The following is a 24311-nucleotide window of genomic DNA, read 5'->3' on the forward strand; positions in this document are numbered from 1 at the left end:
AAGCATGCGTTTAAAAATTCAATGGTTAACAGTTGTTTTAGTTTCTTTTTCGGTTGCGGGATTTTCTCAATCGAAGAAAAATACCATTATTCCTAAAACATACGTTGCGTCAAAAACAACAAATTCAATTACAATTGACGGAGATGAATCTGATGGTGCATGGAGTAAAGCAGACTGGACTGATCTTTTTGAAGATATAGAAAACGGCATTAAACCCAAATATGCAACAAAGGTTAAAATGCTTTGGGACGAAACCAATTTTTATATTTTAGCAAAGATGGAGGAACCGCACGTTTGGGCAAATTTAAAACAGCGTGACACCATTATTTTTTACAACAATGATTTCGAAGTTTTTATAGATCCCGACAGCGACACTTTTAACTATTACGAATTAGAAATAAACGCCTTGAACACTGCTTGGGATCTATTTTTATCAAAACCTTATAGAGAAAATGATCTCGTAGTTTTAAACGACTGGAATATTCCGGGTTTAAAATCGGCAGTTAAAGTTCAGGGAACGCTTAATAATCCAAATGATATTGACCAAGGCTGGACTTTAGAAATGGCGATTCCGTGGGCATCTTATAAAACCTCTTATTTTGATCAAAATGTACCTGTAGATAAATTTTGGAGAGTTAATTTCTCAAGAGTAAACTGGCAGCATTCCCTTGTTGACGGCAAATACGAACGCAAAAAAGACGCTGACGGAAAATTTCTGCCGGAATACAACTGGGTTTGGTCGCCAATGGGTGTCATTAATATGCACGAACCTGAAAAATGGGGCTATGTTTATTTTTCTTCAAAAGAAGGAAAAGATACCTTTACAATTCCGCAGGACGAAAAAGTAAAATGGGAACTTTACAATTTGTACAGAGCCCAAAAAGAATATTTTCAAAAGAATAAAGTTTGGGCAAAATCACTGGCGAATCTAACAAAAAAAAACATCAGTATTGATAATAAAGTTTTAAAACCTATCTTAGAAAATCATTCCAGCGGATATAATATTTCAGTAAAAAGCCCTTTTTCGAATCAAACATTTGTGATAAAAGAGGACGGGAAAATAATAGCAAAATAAACCACAAAACCACTATGAAACTACCAAAACTATTACTTTTTTTACTGGCATTCAGCATTTTTTCGTGTGCCAAAAAAGAAGAAACTACCTCATTTAAATTTGCAGTCTGGACAACCGCAGATGCCAAAAAATCAGACGCAGATTATACCAAAGAATTCAAAAAATACAAAGACGGCGGAATCGACGAAGTATTAATCAATACGACTACAGATCCGAAACTTTTAAAAAGATTAGTGCCTCTTGCCACAAAAGAAGGCCTAAAAGTTCACGCCTGGATTATGGCCATGAACAGACCAAATGATTCAGTTGCGTTACAACATCCTGAATGGTATCAGGTAAGTAAAGAAGGAAAATCTTGTTTTGATAATCGTCCGTATGTGGATTATTACCAATGGTTATGTCCAACCAGAAAACAATCAAGAGAACACGTTTTACATTTAGTTGAAGAATTAGCAAAAGTTGACGGAATTGAAAGTGTTCACTTAGATTATATTCGTTTTCCGGACATCTTTTTACCAATCAGCTTATTGCCAAAATACAACTTGGTTCAGGATGTAGAATTACCTCAATTTGACTTTTGTTATTGTGACGAATGTGTAAAAGCATTCGAAAAAATCCATCATAAAAATCCAAAAGAAAGCCACAACACTTCTATCGATATGGAGTGGAAAAACTTCCGTTTAAACGCGATAAAAGCCGTTGTTGATGATGCCTATAAAATTGCACACAAACACAACAAGCAATTAACGGCAGCCGTATTTCCTTATCCTGAAATGGCAGACCACATGGTACGTCAGCGTTGGGACAAATGGAATATCGACGAAGTATATCCAATGATTTACCATAGTTTTTACAATGAAGAAATTGACTGGGTTGGTTATGCCACAAAACAAGGTGTTGCCGATTTAGAAGATAAGAAAACGAAAATCAATACAGGAATTTATATTCCGGGATTGAAAAATGATAAAGAGCTAAAACAAGCTATTTTAGAAGCAAAAGAAAATGGAGCCGTAGGAGTTTCATTTTTTGACGGAAATGCATTGTCTGAAAGTAATTTAAAGACAATCAAAGAAACAAAAGCAAGTTTAAAGTAATATTTTTAAACACATAGAAACATATATTGATAATTCAACTTTGTCAAAGTTTTAAACTTTGACAAAGTTCAGGCGATAAAGCTATGTTCGTTGATGCAAGTGAAACGCCTTTTATTCGGTTCTAAAAGCTATGTTCCTATGTGTTTAAATAAAACTAAAAGTAAAAAAGCATGTCAAATAGAAGAGACTTTATCAAAAAAGCAGCTTTAGGCGCAGCAGCCGTAAGTTCTGTAGGCTTTAGCGGATTTGCAAAAGAGAAAGAAAATGAAAAAGAAGGCGCATTAGAATTTCCTTCAAAAAAAGTAAAAAAGCCAGTTGTTATTTCAACCTGGAATCACGGTTTACCTGCTAATAAAGAAACCTGGGAACAATTAAAAGCCGGAAAACCAGCTCTGGATGCCATTGAAGCCGGAATGAAAATTCCAGAAGCAGATCCAAATGTGCGAAGTGTAGGTTACGGCGGATATCCGGATCGCGAAGGAAAAGTAACCCTTGATGCCTGTATTATGGATCACAACAGCAATTGCGGTTCAGTTTGTTTTTTACAGGGAATTATGCACCCAATTTCTGTAGCAAAAAGAGTATTGCAAAATACACCACACGTAATGCTTGCCGGACAAGGTGCATTGCAATTTGCATTATCAGAAGGATTTAAAGAAGAAAATTTACTAACTCCGGAATCTGAAAAAGACTGGAAAAAATGGCTGGAAGATTCAAAATACAAACCAGTTATTAATATAGAAAATCACGATACTATAAGCATGCTAATGTTAGACCAGGATGGAAACCTTTCTGGTGGCTGTACTACTAGTGGTGCGGCCTGGAAAATGCACGGACGCGTCGGTGACTCCCCAATAATCGGCGCGGGTCTTTTTCTGGATAACGAAGTTGGCGCTGCAGCGGCAACAGGTTTGGGCGAAGCTGTAATTAGAACCGCAGGAAGTGCGATGGTTGTTGAATTAATGCGTCAGGGGAAATCTCCTTATGATGCGTGTAAAGAAATTACAGAGCGTATTTACAACAAACACAAAAACCACAAAGACATGGAATATCTGCAGGTTGGTTTTATTGCTTTAAATAAAAACGGAGAACATGCAGGTTACAGCCTTAGATCTGGATTTAATTATGCCGTTTCTGATGATGAAAAAGGACACAGAATGGAAGATGCGAAATTTAAAATGTCGTGGGATAAATAAAAATACTATGCGGGAACTTTGTCAAAGTTTTAAACTTTGACAAAGTTGAATCGCGAATAAATTTTAAACACATAGATACATAGATTCTTCTCTCACAATCTATCCCGATACTAATCGGGGCTATGTGTTCAAACAACAACAAAGAATGAAAACAACAATATCCATATTAACCTTATTACTTTCAGTATTATCTGTTAACGCTCAGGAAAAAGTTCCGTTTTGGCAGAATGAAAAAATCAATGAAGATAATAGAGAGCCCATGCACGCCGCCTATTATGTTTTTGAAAATGAAGCATTAGCTGCTAAAAACGAATGGAGACAATCTAAAAATTACTTAGATATTAACGGAGCCTGGAAATTTAAATATGTGGATAATCCGGCAGCACTTCCAAAAGATTTTGAGAAAACTAATTTTAACGATAATGCCTGGGATAATTTTAAAATTCCGGCAAGCTGGGATGTAAACGGTTATGGATATCCGGTTTACGTAAATACAACTTACGATTTTGATTATTTAATGGCGCCGAATCCGCCTTTTGTGCCAACAAAATATAACCCGACAGGAGTTTACAGAAGAGAAATTACAATCGATAAATCTTGGGAAGGAAAAGATATTTTTCTGCATATCGGAACAGCAAAATCAAATTTAACCGTTTGGGTAAATGGTGTTTATGTAGGTTATGGTGAAGACGGAAAATTACCATCTGAATTCAAATTAAATAAATATGTAAAAACTGGAAAAAACACCATCGTTTTACAAGTGATGAAATGGAATGACGGTTCGTATTTAGAATGTCAGGACATGTGGAGAATGAGCGGAATTACGCGTGATTCTTATTTAGTTGCGAGAAATAAAGCCCATTTAAATGACTTCGAAATTATTCCTGATTTAGATGCTAATTACATAAACGGAAGTTTAAAAATCACAACTCAATTCTCTGATTTAGATAAAAAAGACACCTATACTTTAGACGTTCAGTTAAAAGATGGTGACAAGATTATAACCTCAAAAGTTATTTCCGCTTTAAGCGAAAAACAAACATTTGATTTCGCCGTAGAAAATCCGAAGAAATGGAGCGCAGAAATTCCGAATTTATATCAGGTACGTTTTATTTTAAAAGATAAGAAAGGAACTGTAATTGAAGTTATCAATCAAAATGTTGGTTTTAGAAAAGTAGAAATTAAAGGCGGACAGCTTTTAGTAAATGGAAAAGCGATTTACATAAAAGGTGTAAACCGTCATGAAGTTGACCCAATTACAGGACAAACCATTTCAAGAGAAAGAATGGAGCAGGATATTAAATTGATGAAAGAATTTAATATCAATGCGGTGAGAATGTCGCATTATCCAAACGATGAATATTTCTACGAATTATGCGATAAATACGGAATTTATGTGGTCGATGAAGCTAACATAGAATCACACGGAATGGGTTATGATATTACCAAAACTTTAGGTAATAAACCAGACTGGGAATTAGCACACATTCAGCGTATGCAGCGAATGATCGAAAGAGATAAAAATCATACTTCAATCATTATCTGGAGTATGGGGAACGAAGCCGGAAACGGTTACAACTTTTACAGAGGATATTTGTGGATTAAAAACCGTGATAAATCAAGACCAATTCAATACGAAAGAGCAACTGCGGGAGCGTGGGACGGAAAAGATTTAAAATTCGAATGGGATTCTGATATTATCGATCCAATGTACAGTTCTCCAAACAAAATGGAAGAATATATTTTGGCAAACCCAAATCCGTCAAGACCTTATATTCAGTGCGAATATGCACACGCAATGGGGAATTCGATGGGGAATTTTAAAGATTATTGGGATGTCATTCGTAAATATCCAAACTTTCAGGGCGGTTTCATTTGGGATATGATCGATCAATCGGTTTATAAAAAACTGGATAACGGAACTACGATTTTAGCTTACGGAGGAGATTTTGGCCCAAAAGATGTAAAAAGCGATAACAACTTTGTGAACAACGGTGTATTTACTGTAGACAGAAAACCAAATCCGCATGCTCTTGAAGTGCGAAATGTGTATCAAAATATCCTGACTTCCTGGGAAAATCAGGAAACGGCTACAATAAAAGTTTACAATGAATTTACGTTTAAAGATTTAAGCAACGTAACTTTGCATTGGACCTTAATTTTAGACGGAGTGAAAGAAACGACAGGCGTTATCGATTATTTAGCAATCGATCCAACACAATCAAAAACCTATACATTGCCTATTAAATTAGGCGATAAAAAATTTCAGGAAGCTTTTATAAACATAAGCTATCAGTTAAAACAAGAAGAACCATTTTTACCAAAAGGTTTCGAAATTGCGACAGAACAACTGGCATATAAAGGAACTTGGAAAAATGATATTAAAATCGAAAGCGCTTCAAAAATTACGGTGGAGAAAAAAGCTAATGCAACGGTTTTCAAAAGTGATAAAGCAGAGATTTCTTTCGACAAAAAAACAGGATTTATCAGCGGTTATTCCTTCAATAATCAGCCTATTATAAAAGATGGATATCAATTGCGCCCAAATCTTTGGAGAGCACCAAACGATAATGATTTTGGCGCTAATTTTCAGATAAACTTAAAAGCTTGGAAAGAGGCAACAGAAAATCCAACTTTGGTAAACTGGACATTTACTCCAGCAAAAGACAATAAAATTCTGGTAAAAGCAACGTATAGTTTGCCGCAGGTTTCTTCGACTTTAGAATTGAATTATGAATTAAACGGAAACGGAGAATTAGTCGTAAAAGAAGTTTTAAATATTGATAAAAATAAAGAACAGCCTATTTTACCAAGATTTGGAATGGAAGTAATTGTTCCGAGAGATTTTAGCAATATGACCTATTACGGAAGAGGTCCGCACGAAAATTATATCGACAGAAATTATAGTTCAAAAGTGGGATTGTATACACAAACCGTTTCAGAACAATATTATCCATACATCCGCCCGCAGGAAACAGGAAATAAAACAGATGTACGTTTCTTAGAATTATCGGGAGATAAATTGAAATTAACCGTAACATCTGACGAATTATTGGCCGTAACCGCTTTACATTTTTTAAATGAAGATTTAGACGACGGATTGCAAAAAGACCAAAGACACGCTGCCGAATTGAAAGAAAGAGATTTAACGAGTTTAAAAATCGATTCTAAACAAATGGGAGTTGGCGGAATCGACAGTTGGCAGGCTTGGCCTATGGAAAAATATCTTTTGAGAGGAAAAAATTATCAATATCAATTTAAAATAACACCATCTTTAAAATAATAATTATGAGATCATTAAAACCCTTATTCGTCTTAATCTTCTTAACTGTTTTAAGTTTGGGTTACAGTCAGAAAAAAGTTTTTACTGCAAAAGACATTCAAATTATTCCGAAACCAAATCAAGTTTTGATTCAATCTGGAAGTTTTGAGTTTTCTAAAAATACCGTTTTTGTTGCCAATACTGATTTTCAAAAAGATATTTCAAACGCTTTAATCAACAAATTTGAAACTGCAGCAGGCTGGCGACCAATTTTGGGCGTAAAAGCACCGCAAAACAATTTTGTTCAGTTTAAAACAGATCCAAATCTGCATAAAGAAGCTTATAAAGTTGAGGTAAACAATAATATAATCACAATTACTGCTAAAGGAAATGCCGGTTTTATCTACGGATTAGAAACGATTAGACAATTACTTCCTACGGCTATTGAAAGCACTTATGCAATTTCATCTGCAAAATGGCAGATTCCGAATGTTGTGATTACAGACGAACCGCGTTTTCAATGGAGAGGTTTAATGCTGGATTTATCGCGTCATTTCTTCGATAAAAATTATATTCTGGCAACCATCGATCGTTTGGCAATGCACAAAATGAACGTTTTGCATTTGCATTTAGTAGACGATCAGGGATGGAGAATTGAAATTAAGAAATATCCTAAACTTACAGAAGTTGGAGCATGGAGAGTGAATCAGGAAAATGTTGCATGGAATGCCAGATTAGCTACAAATCCTGATGAAAAAGGAACTTACGGAGGATTTTTTACACAAGAAGAATTAAAAGAAATCGTAAAATATGCAGCTTCTAAAAACATCGAGGTAATTCCTGAAATCGAAATGCCGGCACACGTAAGTTCTGCCATTGCAGCTTATCCGGAATTGGCTTGTTTTGATCAGCGTATCGGCGTTCCGTCTGGCGGAGTTTGGCCTATTACAGATATTTATTGCGCAGGAAAAGAATCTACATTTGAATTTTTACAGAATGTATTAGACGAAGTAATGACGATTTTTCCATCAAAATACATTCATATTGGAGGCGACGAAGCGACAAAAACCAATTGGGATAAATGTCCAAACTGCCAAAAAAGAATGAAAGATTTAGGGTTGAAAAATTCAACGGAACTGCAAAGTTATTTTGTAAAACGTATTGAAAAATACATCAATTCTAAAGGTAAAAAAGTTATAGGCTGGGATGAAATTGTAGAAGGCGGTTTAGCTCCAGAAGCAACTGTAATGAGCTGGAGAGGAACAAAAGGCGGTATTGAAGCGGCAGATCAAGGTCACGATGTAATTATGACTCCGGAATCTCCTTGTTATTTTAATTTTTATCAAGGCCCTCAAAATGAAGAACCATTGGCTTTTGATGCTTATAATCCTTTAAATAAAGTATACGAATTTGAGCCGATTGTGCCTACAATGTCACCTGCAGAAGCAAATCATGTTTTGGGCGGACAGGCTAATTTATGGGCAGAATATCTTTCGGGACCAAAGGATTCTGAATATATGATTTTTCCAAGACTGGCGGCTATGGCTGAGGTTTTATGGAGTTCAAAAGAAAGCCGAAACTGGATTGATTTTACAACCAGACTGAAACCGATGTTAAATCGTTACGATTATTTGGGAATCAATTATGCAAAAAGTGCTTATTTGGTAACTTCTTCTTCAACAGCAAATTTGGCTAATAAACAAGTGAGTGTGTCTTTGCAAAATGAATTCCCAAATCCGGATATTCGATATGTTTTAGGCGATGGAAATATTGATCATCATGCTTCAAAATATATGATTCCGCTTGATTTTAAGCAAACAACAATCTTAAAAGCTTCGCTGTTTCAGGACGATAAACCAATAGGTAAAGTATTTACTGATACGATTATTTTCCATAAAGCTTTTGCACAAAAAGTAAAATATTTAACGCCTTATAATGATAATTATAAAGGTGATGCTAATACAATGGTCAACACAATTCGAGGAAGCAAAAACTTTCACGACGGACAATGGCAGGCGTGGCTTGTTAATGATATGGAATTGGTAATCGATTTTGAAAAACAGGAAAGCGTTGAGCAGGTAATCGTAGGAGCTTTAGAAAGTCAGGGAGCCGGAGTTAATTTTCCTGTAAAAGTGAAAGTTTTGGTTTCTAATGATGGAATCAAATACCAGGAAGTTGGTAAAGTATCACGTCCGTATGCTCCAAATGTGACTTCGGAATTGAAGGATTTCAAAATCAATTTTGGAAAAGTTAATACACGATTTGTAAAAGTAATCGCTTATAACCTTAAGAAAAGCCCGAAAGGGGAAAGTTCTTGGTTGTTTGTGGATGAGATTTTAGTGAATTAAAACTTAGCACGTTTCGAACTTTGTCAAAGTTTTAAACTTTGACAAAGTTCAGGTTAAGTCTGTCATTCCGAGGAACGAGGAATCGCACTAGTTTATCGACAAAGATTGTCGATTTGCTTTGAGGAATTCCTAGTGCGATTTCTCCTTTCGTCGAAATGACAAAAAATACGCATAAGCTTTGTCAAAGTTTAAAACTTTGACAAAGTTGTGAAGCAAGGACACTTTGTCGCAATATCTTAAATGTGATTTATACAATTAAACAAAGAACAAAAACAAAAAACTATAAATAGAATAAAGATGAAAAGAGGAATATTCATAATCGCGTTATTATTTTCCGTTCAAATGTTTTCGCAGGCCATTTATGAAGATGAGCGTTATGTACCGGAAACGGATCCGTTGGTGTTGAAAAATTTAGAAGCATGGCAAGGCAAAAAGTTTGGATTATTAATGCACTGGGGAACATACAGCCAATGGGGAATTGTAGAATCATGGTCAATATGCCCTGAAGATTATGGATGGTGCGAACGTAAAAAAGGAAGCAATCCTGCCAATTATAATCAATATGTAAAAGATTATGAAGGTTTGAAAAAGACTTTCAACCCAACCAAATTTGATCCCACAAAATGGGCAAAAGCGGCAAAAGCAGCGGGAATGAAATACATGGTTTTTACCACCAAACACCATGATGGATTTAATATGTACGATACTAAATATTCTGATTATAAAGTAACAGACAAAGATTGTCCTTTCAGCACAAATCCAAAAGCCGATGTTGTGAAAGAAGTTTTCAATGCTTTTAGAGCTGAGAATATTTCAACTGGCGCCTATTTCTCTAAACCAGACTGGCATAACGAAAATTACTGGGATCCATATTTTCCACCTTTCGACAGAAACGTAAATTACGATCCGTCGTTATATCCGGAAAAATGGCAGAAATATGTTGATTTCACGCACAACCAAATTTTAGAAATCCTTACCAATTACGGTAAAGTAGATATTTTATGGCTTGACGGAGGATGGGTTAGAAAAAGAGATCAGCAAAACTTAAAAGAAAACTACGACGAGAAATTTGCTGAAAACGAATCTAAAAATGGATTCATCAAACACAGAGTTGTAGATCAGGATCCAAAAATGGACGAATTGGTAGTGAAAGCACGCCAAAAACAACCAGGATTAATTGTGGTTGACAGAGCGGTTCACGGAAAAAACCAAAATTATTTAACTCCAGAAGGTCGTGTTCCGGCAAAAACATTACCTTATCCTTGGGAATCTTGTATTACTTCTGGCGGCGGATGGTCGTATACTCCAGATGCAAAATACATGACGGGAAGACAAGGAATTCATATGTTGGTTGATATTGTTGCAAAAGGCGGAAATCTATTATTAAACGTTGCACCAAGTCCGGAAGGAGAATGGCAGCAAGGTGCTTATGATTTGTTACAAGCTTACGCAGACTGGATGAAAGTAAACAGTGTTGCGATTTATGATACTAAACCAATCGAGCCTTTTAAAGAAGATAATATCTGCTTTACACAAAATAAAGCCGGAAATGTATTTGCTTTTTATTTAGCAAAAGAGGGAGAAGATAAAATTCCTGCAAGCGTTACAGTGAAATCGATCAGCCCTAAAAAAGGAACAAAAATTACAATGTTAGGTTCTAAAACTTCTTTAAAATGGACAAAAGAAGGAAATGGATTTAAAGTTGTAATTCCGGAAAGCCTTAGAAATAATTTACCTGCAAAAGAAGCATGGACTTTAAAAATAGAAGCTATTAACAGATAAGAATATGTTTTCAATATCAAAAAAATTAATTTTAAAAACAGCATGCAGCTTTTGCATGCTGTTTTTTAGCATCACAAGTTTTGCACAACAACCGGCAGATTATGTGAATCCGTTTATTGGGACTTCCAATTTTGGAGCTGCTTTTCCGGGACCAATCGCGCCACGCGGAATGGCAAGTATAAGTCCGTTTAATGTTGCCGGAGTAAAAAATACTCCAATGGAGAAAGACAGTCAGTGGCTTTCGAATCCATATGTAAACGAAAATACCTTTTTAACCGGATTTAGTCAGGTTAATTTAAGCGGTGTAGGTTGTCCTGAATTAGGTGTTATTTTATTGATGCCAACAACCGGAAATCTGGAAATCGATCATTTAAAATATGGATCGACGTATTCTAATGAAGTCGCAAAAGCCGGATATTACAGCGTTGACCTCAAGAAATATAAAGTTAAAGGAGAATTTACGGCTTCAAAACGAGTTGGAGTAAGCAGATTCTCTTTCCCGAAAGGGCAGTCGAACATTTTGATAAATCTTGGTTTAGGATTAACGAATGAAGAAGGTTCGATGATTAAAGTTGTTTCTTCGACAGAAATTGAAGGAATGCGTTCCGTTGGTTCGTTTTGTTACAATAGTCCGGAAGATGCTTATCCGGTTTATTTTGTAGCCAAGTTTTCTAAACCTGCTGAAAAATTCGGCGTTTGGAAAAAACCTTCTAAATACAACGGTGTTGAAGCACAATGGATGTCAGGATATAATGGCAAGGCAAGAATAATGAAAAATACAATCAAAACAGTAGTTGGCGATAGTATTGGAAGTTATTTCAGCTACAAATTCGACAAACAAGAAACGGTTGAAGTTAAAATTGGAATTTCGTATGTAAGCATCGAAAATGCCAGAGAAAATTTAGAAAAAGAAACCGGAGATAAATCGTTTGATGCCGTTTATAAAGACACTTACAAAGAATGGAACGACGAACTTTCGAAGATTTTAGTCGAAGGCGGTTCAGAAGATGATAAAACAATTTTCTACACAGCTTTATATCATACGTTAATTCACCCGAATACTTTAAATGATGTAAACGGAGAATATCCGCAGATTAAAAGAACCAAGATTGGTAAAACCGATGGCACGCGTTATACCGTATTTTCATTATGGGACACGTATCGAAACATGCATCCGTTAACCTCTTTAGTTTATCCTAAGCAACAATCGGATATGATAAAAAGCATGTTGAAAATGTACGATGAAAACGGCTGGCTGCCAAAATGGGAATTAAATTCTACAGAAACATTTACAATGGTAGGAGATCCGGCAAGTATCGTTATTGTTGATGCCTGCCTAAAAGGAATTCAGGATTTTGATGTTTACAAAGCCTATTATGCCATGCTTAAAGGTGCAGACCAAATTGAAAATAATCCGCTGCGTCCGGGGCTTAAAGAATATATAGAAAAAGGATATTTATCGACTAATTATCCCGGACCTGTTTCTACAACGCTGGAATACAATACTTCAGATTATGCGATTTCACTTTTAGCAAAAGCTTTGGGTGAAAAAGAAGATTATAAACGTTTTGCTAAACGTTCATTATCGTACCAAAAATTATTTGACAAAAATTTAAAATTACTCCGTCCAAGAATTGCTAACGGAAATTGGTACGAACCTTTTGACCCGGAAGCAGGATCTAATTTTGAAGCAAATGTTGGTTTTATCGAAGGAAATGCGTGGCAATATGCTTTTATGGTTCCGCATGATATCAAAGGATTGATGAAATTAATGGGCGGTGATAAACCTTTCACAGATCAATTACAAAAAGTTTTTGATACCAAAAAATTTGATATGGCAAACGAGCCGGATATTGCTTATCCCTACTTATTCAATTATGTAAAAGGCGAAGAATGGAGGAGTCAGGAACTGGTTAAAAAACTGGTACAGGAATATTTCCAAAACAAACCAAAAGGATTGCCAGGAAATGATGATACCGGAACAATGTCGGCTTGGTTAGTATATTCTATGATGGGATTTTATCCAATATCTCCCGGCGACCCAATTTATACGATCACAACACCAATGTTTGATAAAGTAACAATCAAATTAGATTCAAGATATTATAAAAAAGAAAATATTGTTATTGAAAAAGAAATCAATACCGATGGAAAAATCAAAACAATAGAATTAAACGGAAAACCACTGAACAGTTATTTTATTTCACACGATGATTTTGTGAATGGAGGAACGCTCAAAGTGATTCAAAATTAAACTCTCACAACTATGTTACAACTCAAAATCAAAAAAACAGCCATTATTTTTGTAATGGCTGTAGGTTTTTTTAACCAAACCTATGCGCAGAAAAAATACCCGTATCAAGATGCAAAACTACCGACAGAAGATAGGGTAAAAGACTTGTTAAGCCGCATGTCGCTTGAAGAAAAAGTGCGCCAGATGGATATGTACAAAGGCGAATTTTTTAAAGAAAAAGAAGATTTCTCTAAAGTAAAATCAGATGCTAAAATTGGAAATCTGGGAATTGGGGCGATTCATGATATTTATCCACGTTCGGCTAAAATGATTAATGACCTTCAAAGTGAGATAATTAAAAAAAATAAATGGGGAATTCCTGCATTGATTATGTGCGAGATGCTTCACGGTTATTTAGATGAAGGAAGTACAGCTTTCCCGATGAACATTGGTCTTGGAGCAACTTGGGATACAGGCGTAATGGACAAAGTGGGAAAAGTAATTGCGATGGAAGCAAGATCGCATGGTGTTCATTTTGGTTTAGGTCCAAATTTAGATTTAGGTCGTGAACCTCGCTGGGGACGTGTTGCCGAAACTTTTGGTGAAGATGCGTATTTAAACAGCGAAATTGGTTTAGCGATGATTAAAGGAATGCAAGGCGATGATTTAAAATCAGATCGTTCGATTATTGCAGAACCTAAGCACTTCGCTGTTCACGGTATTCCGCAGGCGGGAGGAAATTCTTCTCCAATTTTAGTCGGAGAACGTTCGGCGAGAGAAGATCATTTGCCTTCATTTGAAAAAGCATTCAGAAAAGGCGGCGCATTGGGAACGATGTGTGCGTATTCTGAATTAGACGGAATTCCTTGTGCAGCCAATCATTGGTTATTGACTGATGTTTTGAGAAACGAATGGGGTTTTAAAGGAATTGTAGTTTCAGATTTAGGAGCTATAAAATATCTTCAGGTAACGCATTTTGTTACCAGTTCTCCAAAAGAAAGTATCAGAGAAGCGATTGCAGCGGGAGTTGATATGCAGTTTTATGATTTTACAAATGAATTTTGGCAAACAAGCATTATAGAATTGGTAAACGAAAAGAAACTAACAATGGCGCAGATTGACCGTGCTGCCGGAGGAGTTTTACGTTTGAAATTTTTATTAGGATTATTCGAAAATCCATACACAGATAAAAACTTAATTAAAGAACGTTTTCATACTAAAGAAAATCAAAATGTAGCTCTGGAAGCGGCTCAGAAATCTATGGTTTTGTTGAAAAATGACAACAACATTCTGCCTTTAAGCAAAGAGATAAAAAATGTTGCGGTTATTGGACCAAATGCAAATGCTTCAAGACTTGGAGGATATGCTCCAAAAAACAGCGTTGGAAAGACAGTTTACGAAGGTATTCAGCAATTAGTTGGAAAAACGGCCAATGTAGTTTATGAAGAAGGCGTTCCATTAATTGTAAAAGGACAAATTATTCCATCTAAATATTTATTTACTCCAGATGAAGCTCAAAACGGATTAAAAGGAGAATATTTCAATAACAGAAATGTAGAAGGAACTCCGGCGTTGACACGTATTGACAATCAATTAGAGTTTGACTGGCCTTGGTCGCCTGGTGACGGAGTTACAGATGATGATTTCTCTATTCGCTGGACTGGTTACATAAAATCAGATAAAGCATTTGACGGCTGGATAGGTTTAAGTTCTGATGACGGAATCAGAATGTGGATTGATGATCAATTGGTAATTGACAACTGGACAAAAGGTGCGACAAGCATGGTTACAACGCCAAAAAATATTGAAGCAGGAAAAAAATACAAAGTCCGCATTGAAATGTGGGAAGGCGGCTGGGGAGCCAGAGCGCACTTACGCTGGAACTTAGAAAAAGTAAACTTACAGCCTGCAATCGACGCTGCTAAAAAAGCTGATGTTGCCATTGTAGTTTTAGGAGAATCAAACGAATTGGTGGAGGAAAACAGAGATGTTGCTTCTTTAGACTTATTCGGAATGCAGCAGGAATTGATCGAAGAAATTCAAAAAACAGGAACTCCTGTGGTTTGTGTATTGTTAAACGGACGTCCGCTTTCGACAAACTGGATTGCAGAAAATATTCCGGCAGTTGTTGAAGGCTGGTTTCCGGGAGAATTAGGAGGAAGAGCTGTGGCTGATGTTTTATTTGGAGATTATAATCCGGGTGGGAGATTGCCAATTACAGTTCCAAAATCTGTTGGACAGCTACCTATATATTATAACCAAAAAAGATCTGCGATTCATAGATATGTAGCAGAGAGTGAACATCCTTTATATACATTTGGTTACGGATTGAGTTATACGAAGTTTGAATATTCAAATTTAAAGATCAGTGCAAAAGAAATTAAAGCTGACGGAGAGCTAAAAGTTTCGGTTGATGTTAAAAACGTTGGAAGTAGAGACGGAGACGAAGTTGCACAATTATATATTAAAGATGTTTACAGCAGTACTACAACTCCTGAAAAAACATTAAAAGGATTCAAAAGATTAAATGTTAAGAAAGGTGAAACCAAAACGGTTGAGTTTATACTTACATCAGATGAGTTATCTATTTGGAACAGAGAAATGAAACGCGTTGTAGAGCCTGGAGATTTTGAAGTTATGGTTGGAGGAAATTCTACAGATTTGATCAAAACAAATTTCAAAGTTTTGAACTAATTCGCGCAAATTGAACAATATATTTAACGTTTAAGTCAATTAAAAAAGAATGTTGTTAAAAAAAGAGTGAAACACCTCGATTAATGCGAACAAGGTGTTGGAAATAAAGAGGATAAAGATTACAATTTAAAACGTTTTCGTACCCTAAAATGATAAATGTATTCCCAACACCTTTTCAAACTTGTCATTTGTCGAAATTATATCCTGTTAACAAAATGTATTCTTAAGTTTAACATGTTATTAACTCAAAAAACAACTAAATATGATCAAGAACGTACTAAAATTACTGTTTGTGATATGCTTATTTGGATTTCAAAATCTGGAAGCACAAACAACAGTAAAAGGAACGATAACAGATGCCCAAAGCGGAATTCCGATCCCAGGGGCAAATGTTGTTGTTAAGGGAACAAAAACAAGTACATCATCAGATTTTGATGGTAAGTACTCTATTACGGTTCCAAATCAATCAGCAGTTTTGGTTTTCTCTTATGTTGGTTCAGCTTCAAAAGAAGTGGCCGTGGGAACTCAAACTACCATTAATGCTGCTTTAGGAGCTTCGGCACAACAATTAGGAGAAGTAGTAGTAACTGCTCTTGGTATCAAGAGAGAGAAAAAAGCAATTACGTATTCAGCTCAAAACATTGGAGTAGACGAATTATCAGAAGCAAGGTCTTTAAACGTTGCTAACTCACTATCTGGTAAAGTTGCTGGTCTTAACTACTCTACAACTTCAAATGGTGTTGGTTCTTCTTCAAGAATTACATTAAGAGGTAACAGATCTCTTAACGGAAATAACCAACCATTATATGTAGTAGATGGTGTGCCTATTAGTAACGGTACAACAACAACAAATCCTGATATTGATACAGGAGGAACTACACAGCCAGATGGTATTTCAAACATCAATCCGGAGGATATTGCTTCGATGACTGTTTTAAAAGGACCTTCTGCAGCAGCTCTTTACGGATCAAGAGCGAGTAATGGTGTTATCGTAATTACAACAAAATCAGGAAAATCAGGAAAAACATCGGTTTCGGTATCTTCTAATTTTATGGCTTCATCTGCATACAACTTGATGAATTTACAAAATGAGTATGGACAGGGAGCAAACGGAGTTTACAATCCAACTTCTAGTTCAAGCTGGGGAGGAAAATTAGACGGAAGTCAGGTTTCAAACTGGCAGTTAGTTCGTAACCCAAATTATGCTGGGCCGGCTACACAAAGTTATTCTCCACAACCAAACAACGTAATTGATTTTTACAAAACAGGTTACAATTTAGCTAATACTTTAACAGTAACAGCGGGTAACGAAAAAGCGCAGGGTTATTTCTCTTACACTAACACGCGCGCTGAAGGTATTGTTGGCGGAAACCAATTAGACAGGCACAATCTTAACTTAAGATTGACTAGTAAAATCTCTGATAAATTATCATTAGATGTAAAAACAAACTACATCGTTCAGGACATTGATAACTTATTAAGAACTGGTGAAGAATCTATTGGAACATCAGCTTATTTATTACCTCGTAGTATCGCTTATAACGATTATAAAAACTTCGAATATTTTGATGCTGCTGGACAAAGACAAATGAACTACTTTATCGACGAAACAGGATCTCCGGGTGGAAACCCATTCTGGTCAGCTTTAAGAGACGATGCCCGTTCAGATAAAAGAAACAGATTCATTGGTTTAGCTTCCCTTAAATATGAATTTACAAAAACGTTAAGTTTACAAGGTAGAGCTGGTTTAGACCAAATGACAAACAAAAACGTAAGAAACAGATATGCAACTGTAGCATTCAATAATAACTTAGGTTCATACAGCGAATCTTATGAAACCGTAAGTGAATTGAATATTGATGCTTTACTTTCTTACAATGAAAAATTTGGAGATTTTTCTGTTGGACTTAATGCTGGTGCGAGTTCATTACAGCAAAGTAATTCAGCTTTAAATTCAGGAGGAGTTTTAAGTAAAAGAAACTATTTTGCATTGTCTAACGTACAAACAATTCAATCAACTTCTACAGCTTCAGAAAAAAGAATTAATTCTGTTTACGGATTTGGTCAAATTGGTTTCAGAAACTATTTATTCTTAGATTTAACGGCAAGAAATGACTGGTCTTCGACTTTACCAACAGACTATTTCTATCCTTCTGTAGGTCTTTCAGCTGTTATTTCAGACATGGTTAAATTGCCAGAAGTAATCAGTTTTGCAAAATTAAGAGCTTCTTATGCGCAAGTTGGTAACGATACTGATCCTTATCAAACTCAACAAAGATTTTCATATATTGGTGGAAACGGTGGTATGTTATACGGACAAAGTACAAAAGCTAATCCAAACTTGAAACCAGAGATTTCATCTTCTACAGAGTTTGGTGCCGATGTGAGATTCTTTAATAATCGTTTAGGATTAGATTTTACCTACTTTAATACCTTAACGGATAACCAAATTTTCTATATCAATACTCCAGAATCTTCATCTTTCTCAAGAGCGATTGTAAATGGTGGTGATATTGAAAATAAAGGAATCGAGCTTACGCTTACAGCAACTCCTATTCAAACAGAAAATTTTAGCTGGGATATTACAGCAAACTACGCTTCTTATAAATCAAAAGTAAAATCGATTTATGATGGTAGAGATGAATTAGTTCTTGGAGAAGGACGTTTGGTAAGAAGTAAAGTTGTTCAAGGCGGAGAATACGGAGATTTATATATTAAAGGTTTCCAAAGAGATCCAAACGGAAATGTTATTGTAAACAGTGCAGGTATTCCATTAGCAACAAATGGTTTTGATGTTCGTGCCGGAAACTTTAACCCAGACTGGACTGGAGGTTTTAAAAATAACTTTAAATACAAAGATTTCTCTTTAAGTTTCTTAGTTGATTTTAGAATTGGCGGTGAAGTTATTTCATATACTCAGGCGAGACAAGCTGGTTTAGGAGTTAGTGATGTTACTTTAGCAGGAAGAGAAGGCGGAATTGTTGTTAATGGTGTTGTTTCTAACGGAAACGGTACTTATTCTCCAAATACTACAAGTATTACGGCAGAGCAATATTGGACAGCTATTGGACAAAGAACTCCTATTGCAGAACCTTTTATCTATGATGCAACAAACATCAGATTAAGAGAGCTTGTTTTTGGTTATTCTTTACCAAAACGTATATTAGGTAATTCAGGATTTACAAATATTGATTTTTCATTAGTGGGAAGAAACTTATTCTTCTTCGTGAACAAAGCTAAATATTTTGATCCAGAGGCAGGAGCAGGAACAGGAAACCTGCAAGGTATAGAATCTTTCAACATTCCTTCAACGAGAGATTATGGAGTTAATGTGAAATTTGGATTTTAATTAAATAAAGAGAGATATCATGAAATATAGTTTTAAAATAAAAACGTTAGGAGTTGCATTAATGGCAGTTTCTATTTTGTCAAGCTGCACTGGTGACTTTGACGAAATAAACAAAGATCCTAATTCATTGACTGAAGATCAGTTAGATGCTACATTAGCAGGACCATCATTTGCATCAGCACTTTATGCGGGTATTCACAATGGGTCTTACTCATCGCCAGGTGTTGATGATCAGGGAACTTGGGGTATTGCTACAGGTATTTTATCTTCTACTTTTGTTCAATATTTAGATTGTAGATATGGTACTGAGAGAAATGCATTCGTAAACGGCTACGAAGGCCGTGGATGGACAAGATTTTACACCGTTGCAGTTCCGGCTTTAAACAATGCTATTAAAGCATCTGAAGGAAACGCTGAAGCTTTGGCAGTTCTTAAAATCTGGAAAGTTTTTATGTACAATCAAATGGTTGATGCTTATGGACCAATTCCTTACACTGAAGCAGGAAACGGAAAAGAGAAAGTTGCTTATGATAGTGTAGAATTTATCTACACAGACTTTTTTAAATTATTAAACGAAGCAAATGCGACATTAAATGCTACTTCTGTAACAACTGTGGCTTCATTTCAGCCAAATGACAGAGTGTATGCAGGAAGTGTGGCAAAATGGAGAGTTTTTGGAAACAGTTTAAGACTTCGTTTAGCGTTAAGAATTTCTGATAAAGAACCTGCACAAGCAAAAACAGAAGCAGAAGCTGCTGTAGCTGCAGGTGTAATGCAGACAAACGATCAAAGTGCTTATTTCAAAGCAAGCAACATTACTCCAAACAATTTAAATATGATTGTAAACAGTTGGGGTTATGTAATGACTTCTTCTATGGAAAGTATTTTGGTTGGATATAATGACCCGCGTTTAGCAAAATGGTTTGCTCCAATCGATACAGGAGTTTACAGAGGGCAGCCTATTGGAGGTTTACAAGATCAATTTGGAACGACTAAATTCTCAGCTTTCAATAATGATGTTATGGGTAACGGAGCTGCAGGAAATCTTAGTGAATCTAAAAATATTGAAATCTTCATGGCTTCTGAAAATTATTTAAGCAGAGCAGAAGGAGCTTTAAATGGATGGAACATGGGTGGAACTGCTCAAAGTTTATACGAAACTGGTATTAGATTGTCTTTACAGCAATGGGGAATTGTTGATAATACAGCAATTAATGCTTACATTGCAGGATCAACTTTGCCAACTTTACCAAACGTACTTACTGTTTATCCAACTTTAGACTTACAAGATATTCCGGTAAAATTACCTGTGGCTTGGTCTTCAACAGAAGCAAATCAGCGTACACAAATTGCAGTTCAAAAGTATTTAGCGATTTTCCCAGAATCTTGGGAAGCCTGGTCAGATTTACGTAGAAGTGATGCGAAAGTTATTTATCCGCCGTTGAATACAGACAATAATGATCCGGGAGTTGGAAAAAGCTTAATGAAACGTATCATTTATGTTACAAACGAATATTCTTCAAACAAAGATGCTGTTACAGATGGAATCTCTAAACTTGGAGGTCCTGATTCTGGAGGAACTAAACTTTGGTGGGATACAAAATAATTATTTGGTTGAGTAAAGATCCACACAATCTTTACTTAAAATGACAAAAGGAGAGGAAACTCTCCTTTTGTTTTATATAAAAGTTAGATTATGAATTTAAAAAAATATGTGTCAATTGTTTTATTAGTTTCTGTTTTTCTTGCTTGTAAATCAATTAAAACCGAACCTAAAGCAGTTAACATTACTCAAAATTATATTGCAGAAAATCCGGTTACGGCGGTCAGTCATGCTTCAACATTGGTGGAGTTAGAAAATAATACACTTCTGGCAGCTTGGTTTGGCGGAAAATACGAAGGAGCAAAAGATGTCAGTATTTATATTTCATCTTATAAAGAACAAAAATGGTCGGCACCAAAAAAACTTATTGAACCTTTAATTAAAGACGGCGATACACTGCCGTGCTGGAATCCGGTTTTGTTTAAAAGCAAAAGCCAAAATTTGTATTTGTTTTATAAAGTTGGAAAAAATCCTAGAGAATGGTTTGGTGCTATGATTGTTTCAAAAGATGATGGGAAGAGTTGGAGTAATCCAAAATATCTTCCGAAAGGAATTTTAGGACCAATTCGGAATAAACCCATCGAAACTACTTCTGGAATTATTTTATGCGGAAGCAGCACAGAAAGTGTCGACGATAATAAATGGAGAGTTTTTATAGAAACCTACACAGAAGCGACAGACACTTGGACAATTACAGATATTAACGACAAGAAGAATTTTGATATTATTCAGCCAACGTTTTTAGTTCATTCTGATAAAGAAATCCAGATTTTATCCCGAAGCCGACATAATAAACTGATTTCATCTTGGTCTGAAGATAATGGAAAAACATGGCAGAAAACAGACAGCATTAATGTTGTAAATTCAAATTCTGGAGTTGATGCCGTAACTTTATCCAATAAATCTTTTTTATTGGTGAATAATCCGCTTAAGATGGGGAAAGATTGGTTTAACGGAAGAAATGTTTTGGATGTAGAATATTCTAAAGATGGTGTAAATTGGAAAAAAATATTTGATTTAGAAAACCAGCCTGAAGGCGAATTTAGTTATCCAGCGATTATTCAGACTTCAGATAAAAAGATTCATATTTTGTATACTTATAATCGAAAGTTTATCAAACACACAACATTCGATTTGAAATAAATTTTAAAAACAGAATTATGCAAAAACACTGTCTTGCCTTAGACTTAAATAACCACCCAGATTTAATTGCAGAATATATTGATTACCATAAAAACGTTTGGCCTGAAATTCAGAAAAGCATCAAAGATTCTGGAATTATCAATTTAGAGATTTACAATGTCGGCGATCGCTTGTTTATGATTATTGAAGCCAATGACGATTTCTCATTTACAGAAAAAGCAAAACAAGATGCCGAAAATCCAAAAGTGCAGGAATGGGAAAGGCTAATGTGGAAATTCCAAAAAGCATTACCACAAGCCAAATCAGGAGAAAAATGGATTTTAATGAATAAAATTTTTGAGCTTAAATAAATTTATTGGCACACGGATGACACGGATTCGCTTCGCGAAAACGCTGATTAAAACGGATTTTTAATTTATAGATTTTAAAAATAAATCTGTGTCCATCCGCGTTTTCGCGAAGCGAATCTGTGTCATCCGCGTACCATTTTATACAACTAAATTAATTATGAAATTTTTGCAAAAGATAAACTTTGCTTGTGGTTTGCTGCTTTTAAGCCTTATTGTAAATGCTCAAAAAAGCAAATTAGCGCAGACATTTTACAAACACGATAAATATCTTTCTTCAGATAAATTAGAAGGTCGTTTCGTTGGAACAAAAGGTAATAACGACGCAGCATCTTACATCAAAAAATATTTTAAAAAGTATGGATTAAAGGAATTTAATAACAACTATTATCAGCCTTTTAAAGTATTTGTAAAAGAAGGAATCAACAAAGCAAAATCCGACAGTGTTTCAACCCAAAATGTTTTAGGATATATTGAAGGATCTGACGAAAAACTCAAAAATGATTTTATAGTTATTGGCGCACATTACGATCATTGGGGCTGGGGCGGAAGCGGTTCCGGAAGCAAAAAGAAAGATACAGTTGCGATTCATAACGGAGCAGATGATAACGCTTCTGGAGTTTCGGCTTTGTTGTGTATTTTACAAGAAGTTTCTAAATTGAAAATCAAACCTAAAAGGAGTATTATTTTTATTTCTTTCAGCGGAGAAGAAGAAGGATTATTAGGTTCGAAATATTTCATAAATCATTTACCAATCAAAAAAGAAACTGTAAAAGTAATGTTGAATATGGATATGGTAGGAAGATTAAATGCCGAAAAACAAATCTATATGGGCGGAGCAGGAACTTTTCCAAACGGAGTCGACCTAATGAAAAAACTAGGACAAAACAGCGGACTAAATCCGGTTGTTTTCGCTGGTGATGTGGGCGGATCTGATCATGTTTCTTTTTACAAAGCTTCGATTTCTGCGGTAGGTTTCCACACAGGCGGACATCCGCAATATCACACTCCCGAAGATGATTTTGATTTAATTAATTTTGAAGGTGGTGCTTTGGTGAGTAAGTATATTTATAATGCTTTGGTAAGTATTGCGAATTATGATGAGGAATTGGTTTTTATAAGGCAGGATTAGGAAAATTATAGCGTTTGATAATTTTATTTTAGTTTCAACTTGTCCGAAAAATTGTATTTTTGTTCGAAATGTAAATGCAGTATCAAGAATTCATTTTAATTTGTATCGCACTGAAATAAATATGTTTTTTACAGATTGCATTATTTTTTATTCCTAATTATTACCTTTGAATTATGAGCACATTAACGAAATCAAATCATATAGGGCGAAAAATAAGCCGTATTCGTGAATTAAGAGACATGAAGCAGGAGGCTTTGGCACAGGCTTTAGGAACAAACCAACAAGCAGTTTCTGCGATGGAAAATAGTGAAACTATCGACGATGATAAACTTGCAGAAGTGGCAAAAGCTCTTGGCGTAACTGTGGAAGCAATTAAAAATTTTTCGGACGAAGCTGCTATTAACTATTTTAATAGTTTTAGTGATACAAAGAATAGTCAGGTAAATTTTGGAAACCATTGTACTTTTAATCCTCTTGATAAATTGGTAGAAGCTTTTGAGGAAAATAAAAAACTTTATGAGCGTTTTAGAAGCTGAGAAAGAGAAAAATGCTTATTTAGAGAAGTTATTGAATGGGAAATAATTTCTAAAAAATATAAGTAAAAAAAGAGACCTTTGGTCTCTTTTTTTGTCAATATAAAATATGTTCTACAAATCAAGTACAAAATTTAATAGATCTGTATTCTCTTCTAATAATTGATTATTAACTAAAATATTAAATCTGCCAGCACATAAGGTGTCTACTGTTTTATCTTTATAATAGATAACGATTTTTCTTCTTACATCTACAGACTTATTTTTTTTAATTTTTTTTGTCTCTTTTAAGAGATTTTCAAGCTCTGTCAAAATTGATTTATCTTCTATTGATTTATCTTTTACATGACTGCCAAAAGTTAAGTTGAAATCTTGACAACTAACGTCAGAACCCGTATCAATATCTAGATTTACTGAGTGTATCACTATTTTATTTATGCTTGTTTCTTTTGTTTCTTTCGTTTTGTTACAAGCAAAAGCGCTGAAAACTAATATTATTAATGTAAATAACTTATTCATT

At 35.2% G+C, this 24311-nt stretch carries 14 protein-coding genes and 1 pseudogene; 14 read left to right on the forward strand and 1 reads right to left on the reverse strand.

The window, feature by feature from the left end; all coding sequences use genetic code 11:
* Nucleotides 1–4: 4 nt before the first annotated feature.
* The 14 genes and pseudogenes from B3C18_RS22330 to B3C18_RS22395 all read left to right on the forward strand — a co-directional run bounded on the left by B3C18_RS22330 (nt 5) and on the right by B3C18_RS22395 (nt 23840).
* Nucleotides 5–1075: a carbohydrate-binding family 9-like protein gene (locus B3C18_RS22330; RefSeq protein WP_291152061.1), complete on the forward strand. Its 1071-nt coding sequence runs from the start codon at nt 5–7 to the stop codon at nt 1073–1075.
* Nucleotides 1076–1089: 14 nt separating this feature from the next.
* Nucleotides 1090–2169, forward strand: coding sequence for a putative glycoside hydrolase (locus B3C18_RS22335; protein WP_291152064.1), 1080 nt, complete (start codon nt 1090–1092; stop codon nt 2167–2169).
* Nucleotides 2170–2339: 170 nt separating this feature from the next.
* Nucleotides 2340–3365 (forward strand): isoaspartyl peptidase/L-asparaginase family protein, encoded by a 1026-nt coding sequence (locus tag B3C18_RS22340; RefSeq protein ID WP_088636425.1) that lies wholly within the window; start codon nt 2340–2342, stop codon nt 3363–3365.
* Nucleotides 3366–3510: 145 nt separating this feature from the next.
* Nucleotides 3511–6648 (forward strand): glycoside hydrolase family 2 TIM barrel-domain containing protein, encoded by a 3138-nt coding sequence (locus B3C18_RS22345; RefSeq protein ID WP_291152070.1) that lies wholly within the window; start codon nt 3511–3513, stop codon nt 6646–6648.
* A gap of 5 nt (nt 6649–6653) precedes the next feature.
* Entirely contained in the window at nt 6654–8975 is a 2322-nt protein-coding gene (locus B3C18_RS22350; RefSeq protein ID WP_291152073.1) for a family 20 glycosylhydrolase, read from the forward strand.
* Nucleotides 8976–9272: 297 nt separating this feature from the next.
* Nucleotides 9273–10757, forward strand: coding sequence for an alpha-L-fucosidase (locus tag B3C18_RS22355; RefSeq protein WP_291152076.1), 1485 nt, complete (start codon nt 9273–9275; stop codon nt 10755–10757).
* Nucleotides 10758–10761: 4 nt separating this feature from the next.
* Nucleotides 10762–13011: a GH92 family glycosyl hydrolase gene (locus B3C18_RS22360; protein WP_256637214.1), complete on the forward strand. Its 2250-nt coding sequence runs from the start codon at nt 10762–10764 to the stop codon at nt 13009–13011.
* 12 nt (nt 13012–13023) lie between these two features.
* On the forward strand, nt 13024–15684 hold the full coding sequence (locus B3C18_RS22365; RefSeq protein ID WP_291152081.1) for a glycoside hydrolase family 3 N-terminal domain-containing protein: 2661 nt from the start codon (nt 13024–13026) through the stop codon (nt 15682–15684).
* Between the two features lie 262 nt (nt 15685–15946).
* Nucleotides 15947–19033, forward strand: a complete 3087-nt coding sequence (locus tag B3C18_RS22370) for a SusC/RagA family TonB-linked outer membrane protein (protein WP_291152084.1) — start codon at nt 15947–15949, stop codon at nt 19031–19033.
* Nucleotides 19034–19052: 19 nt separating this feature from the next.
* Nucleotides 19053–20639 carry a SusD/RagB family nutrient-binding outer membrane lipoprotein gene (locus B3C18_RS22375; protein WP_291152087.1) on the forward strand — a complete coding sequence of 529 codons (1587 nt, stop codon included), beginning with the start codon at nt 19053–19055 and terminating at the stop codon, nt 20637–20639.
* Between the two features lie 90 nt (nt 20640–20729).
* The gene (locus B3C18_RS22380) at nt 20730–21779 is read left to right on the forward strand and encodes a sialidase family protein (RefSeq protein ID WP_291152090.1); all 1050 of its coding nucleotides are present in this window, start codon (nt 20730–20732) and stop codon (nt 21777–21779) included.
* 17 nt (nt 21780–21796) lie between these two features.
* Nucleotides 21797–22129 (forward strand): L-rhamnose mutarotase, encoded by a 333-nt coding sequence (locus tag B3C18_RS22385; protein ID WP_291152093.1) that lies wholly within the window; start codon nt 21797–21799, stop codon nt 22127–22129.
* A 157-nt stretch (nt 22130–22286) separates the two neighbouring features.
* A complete protein-coding gene (locus tag B3C18_RS22390; RefSeq protein WP_291152096.1) occupies nt 22287–23258 on the forward strand; it encodes a M20/M25/M40 family metallo-hydrolase in 972 nt (323 codons plus the stop codon).
* 173 nt (nt 23259–23431) lie between these two features.
* A pseudogene (locus B3C18_RS22395) lies at nt 23432–23840 on the forward strand (helix-turn-helix domain-containing protein).
* A gap of 65 nt (nt 23841–23905) precedes the next feature.
* Here the strand turns inward: B3C18_RS22395 and B3C18_RS22400 are convergent.
* The gene (locus tag B3C18_RS22400) at nt 23906–24310 is read right to left on the reverse strand and encodes a hypothetical protein (protein ID WP_291152099.1); all 405 of its coding nucleotides are present in this window, start codon (nt 24308–24310) and stop codon (nt 23906–23908) included.
* Nucleotide 24311: the final 1 nt, after the last annotated feature.

Origin of the sequence: Flavobacterium sp. UBA7680, from assembly GCF_002482975.1 — a bacterium.
Lineage (GTDB): Bacteria > Bacteroidota > Bacteroidia > Flavobacteriales > Flavobacteriaceae > Flavobacterium.

Excerpts from the sequence above, each read along its gene's own strand:
- B3C18_RS22330 (WP_291152061.1), top strand. The coding sequence starts at position 5 with ATGCGTTTAAAAATTCAATGGTTAACAGTTGTTTTAGTTTCTTTTTCG.
- B3C18_RS22335 (WP_291152064.1), top strand. The coding sequence starts at position 1,090 with ATGAAACTACCAAAACTATTACTTTTTTTACTGGCATTCAGCATTTTT.
- B3C18_RS22340 (WP_088636425.1), top strand. The coding sequence starts at position 2,340 with ATGTCAAATAGAAGAGACTTTATCAAAAAAGCAGCTTTAGGCGCAGCA.
- B3C18_RS22345 (WP_291152070.1), top strand. The coding sequence starts at position 3,511 with ATGAAAACAACAATATCCATATTAACCTTATTACTTTCAGTATTATCT.
- B3C18_RS22350 (WP_291152073.1), top strand. The coding sequence starts at position 6,654 with ATGAGATCATTAAAACCCTTATTCGTCTTAATCTTCTTAACTGTTTTA.
- B3C18_RS22355 (WP_291152076.1), top strand. The coding sequence starts at position 9,273 with ATGAAAAGAGGAATATTCATAATCGCGTTATTATTTTCCGTTCAAATG.
- B3C18_RS22360 (WP_256637214.1), top strand. The coding sequence starts at position 10,762 with ATGTTTTCAATATCAAAAAAATTAATTTTAAAAACAGCATGCAGCTTT.
- B3C18_RS22365 (WP_291152081.1), top strand. The coding sequence starts at position 13,024 with ATGTTACAACTCAAAATCAAAAAAACAGCCATTATTTTTGTAATGGCT.
- B3C18_RS22370 (WP_291152084.1), top strand. The coding sequence starts at position 15,947 with ATGATCAAGAACGTACTAAAATTACTGTTTGTGATATGCTTATTTGGA.
- B3C18_RS22375 (WP_291152087.1), top strand. The coding sequence starts at position 19,053 with ATGAAATATAGTTTTAAAATAAAAACGTTAGGAGTTGCATTAATGGCA.
- B3C18_RS22380 (WP_291152090.1), top strand. The coding sequence starts at position 20,730 with ATGAATTTAAAAAAATATGTGTCAATTGTTTTATTAGTTTCTGTTTTT.
- B3C18_RS22385 (WP_291152093.1), top strand. The coding sequence starts at position 21,797 with ATGCAAAAACACTGTCTTGCCTTAGACTTAAATAACCACCCAGATTTA.
- B3C18_RS22390 (WP_291152096.1), top strand. The coding sequence starts at position 22,287 with ATGAAATTTTTGCAAAAGATAAACTTTGCTTGTGGTTTGCTGCTTTTA.
- B3C18_RS22400 (WP_291152099.1), bottom strand. The coding sequence starts at position 24,310 with ATGAATAAGTTATTTACATTAATAATATTAGTTTTCAGCGCTTTTGCT.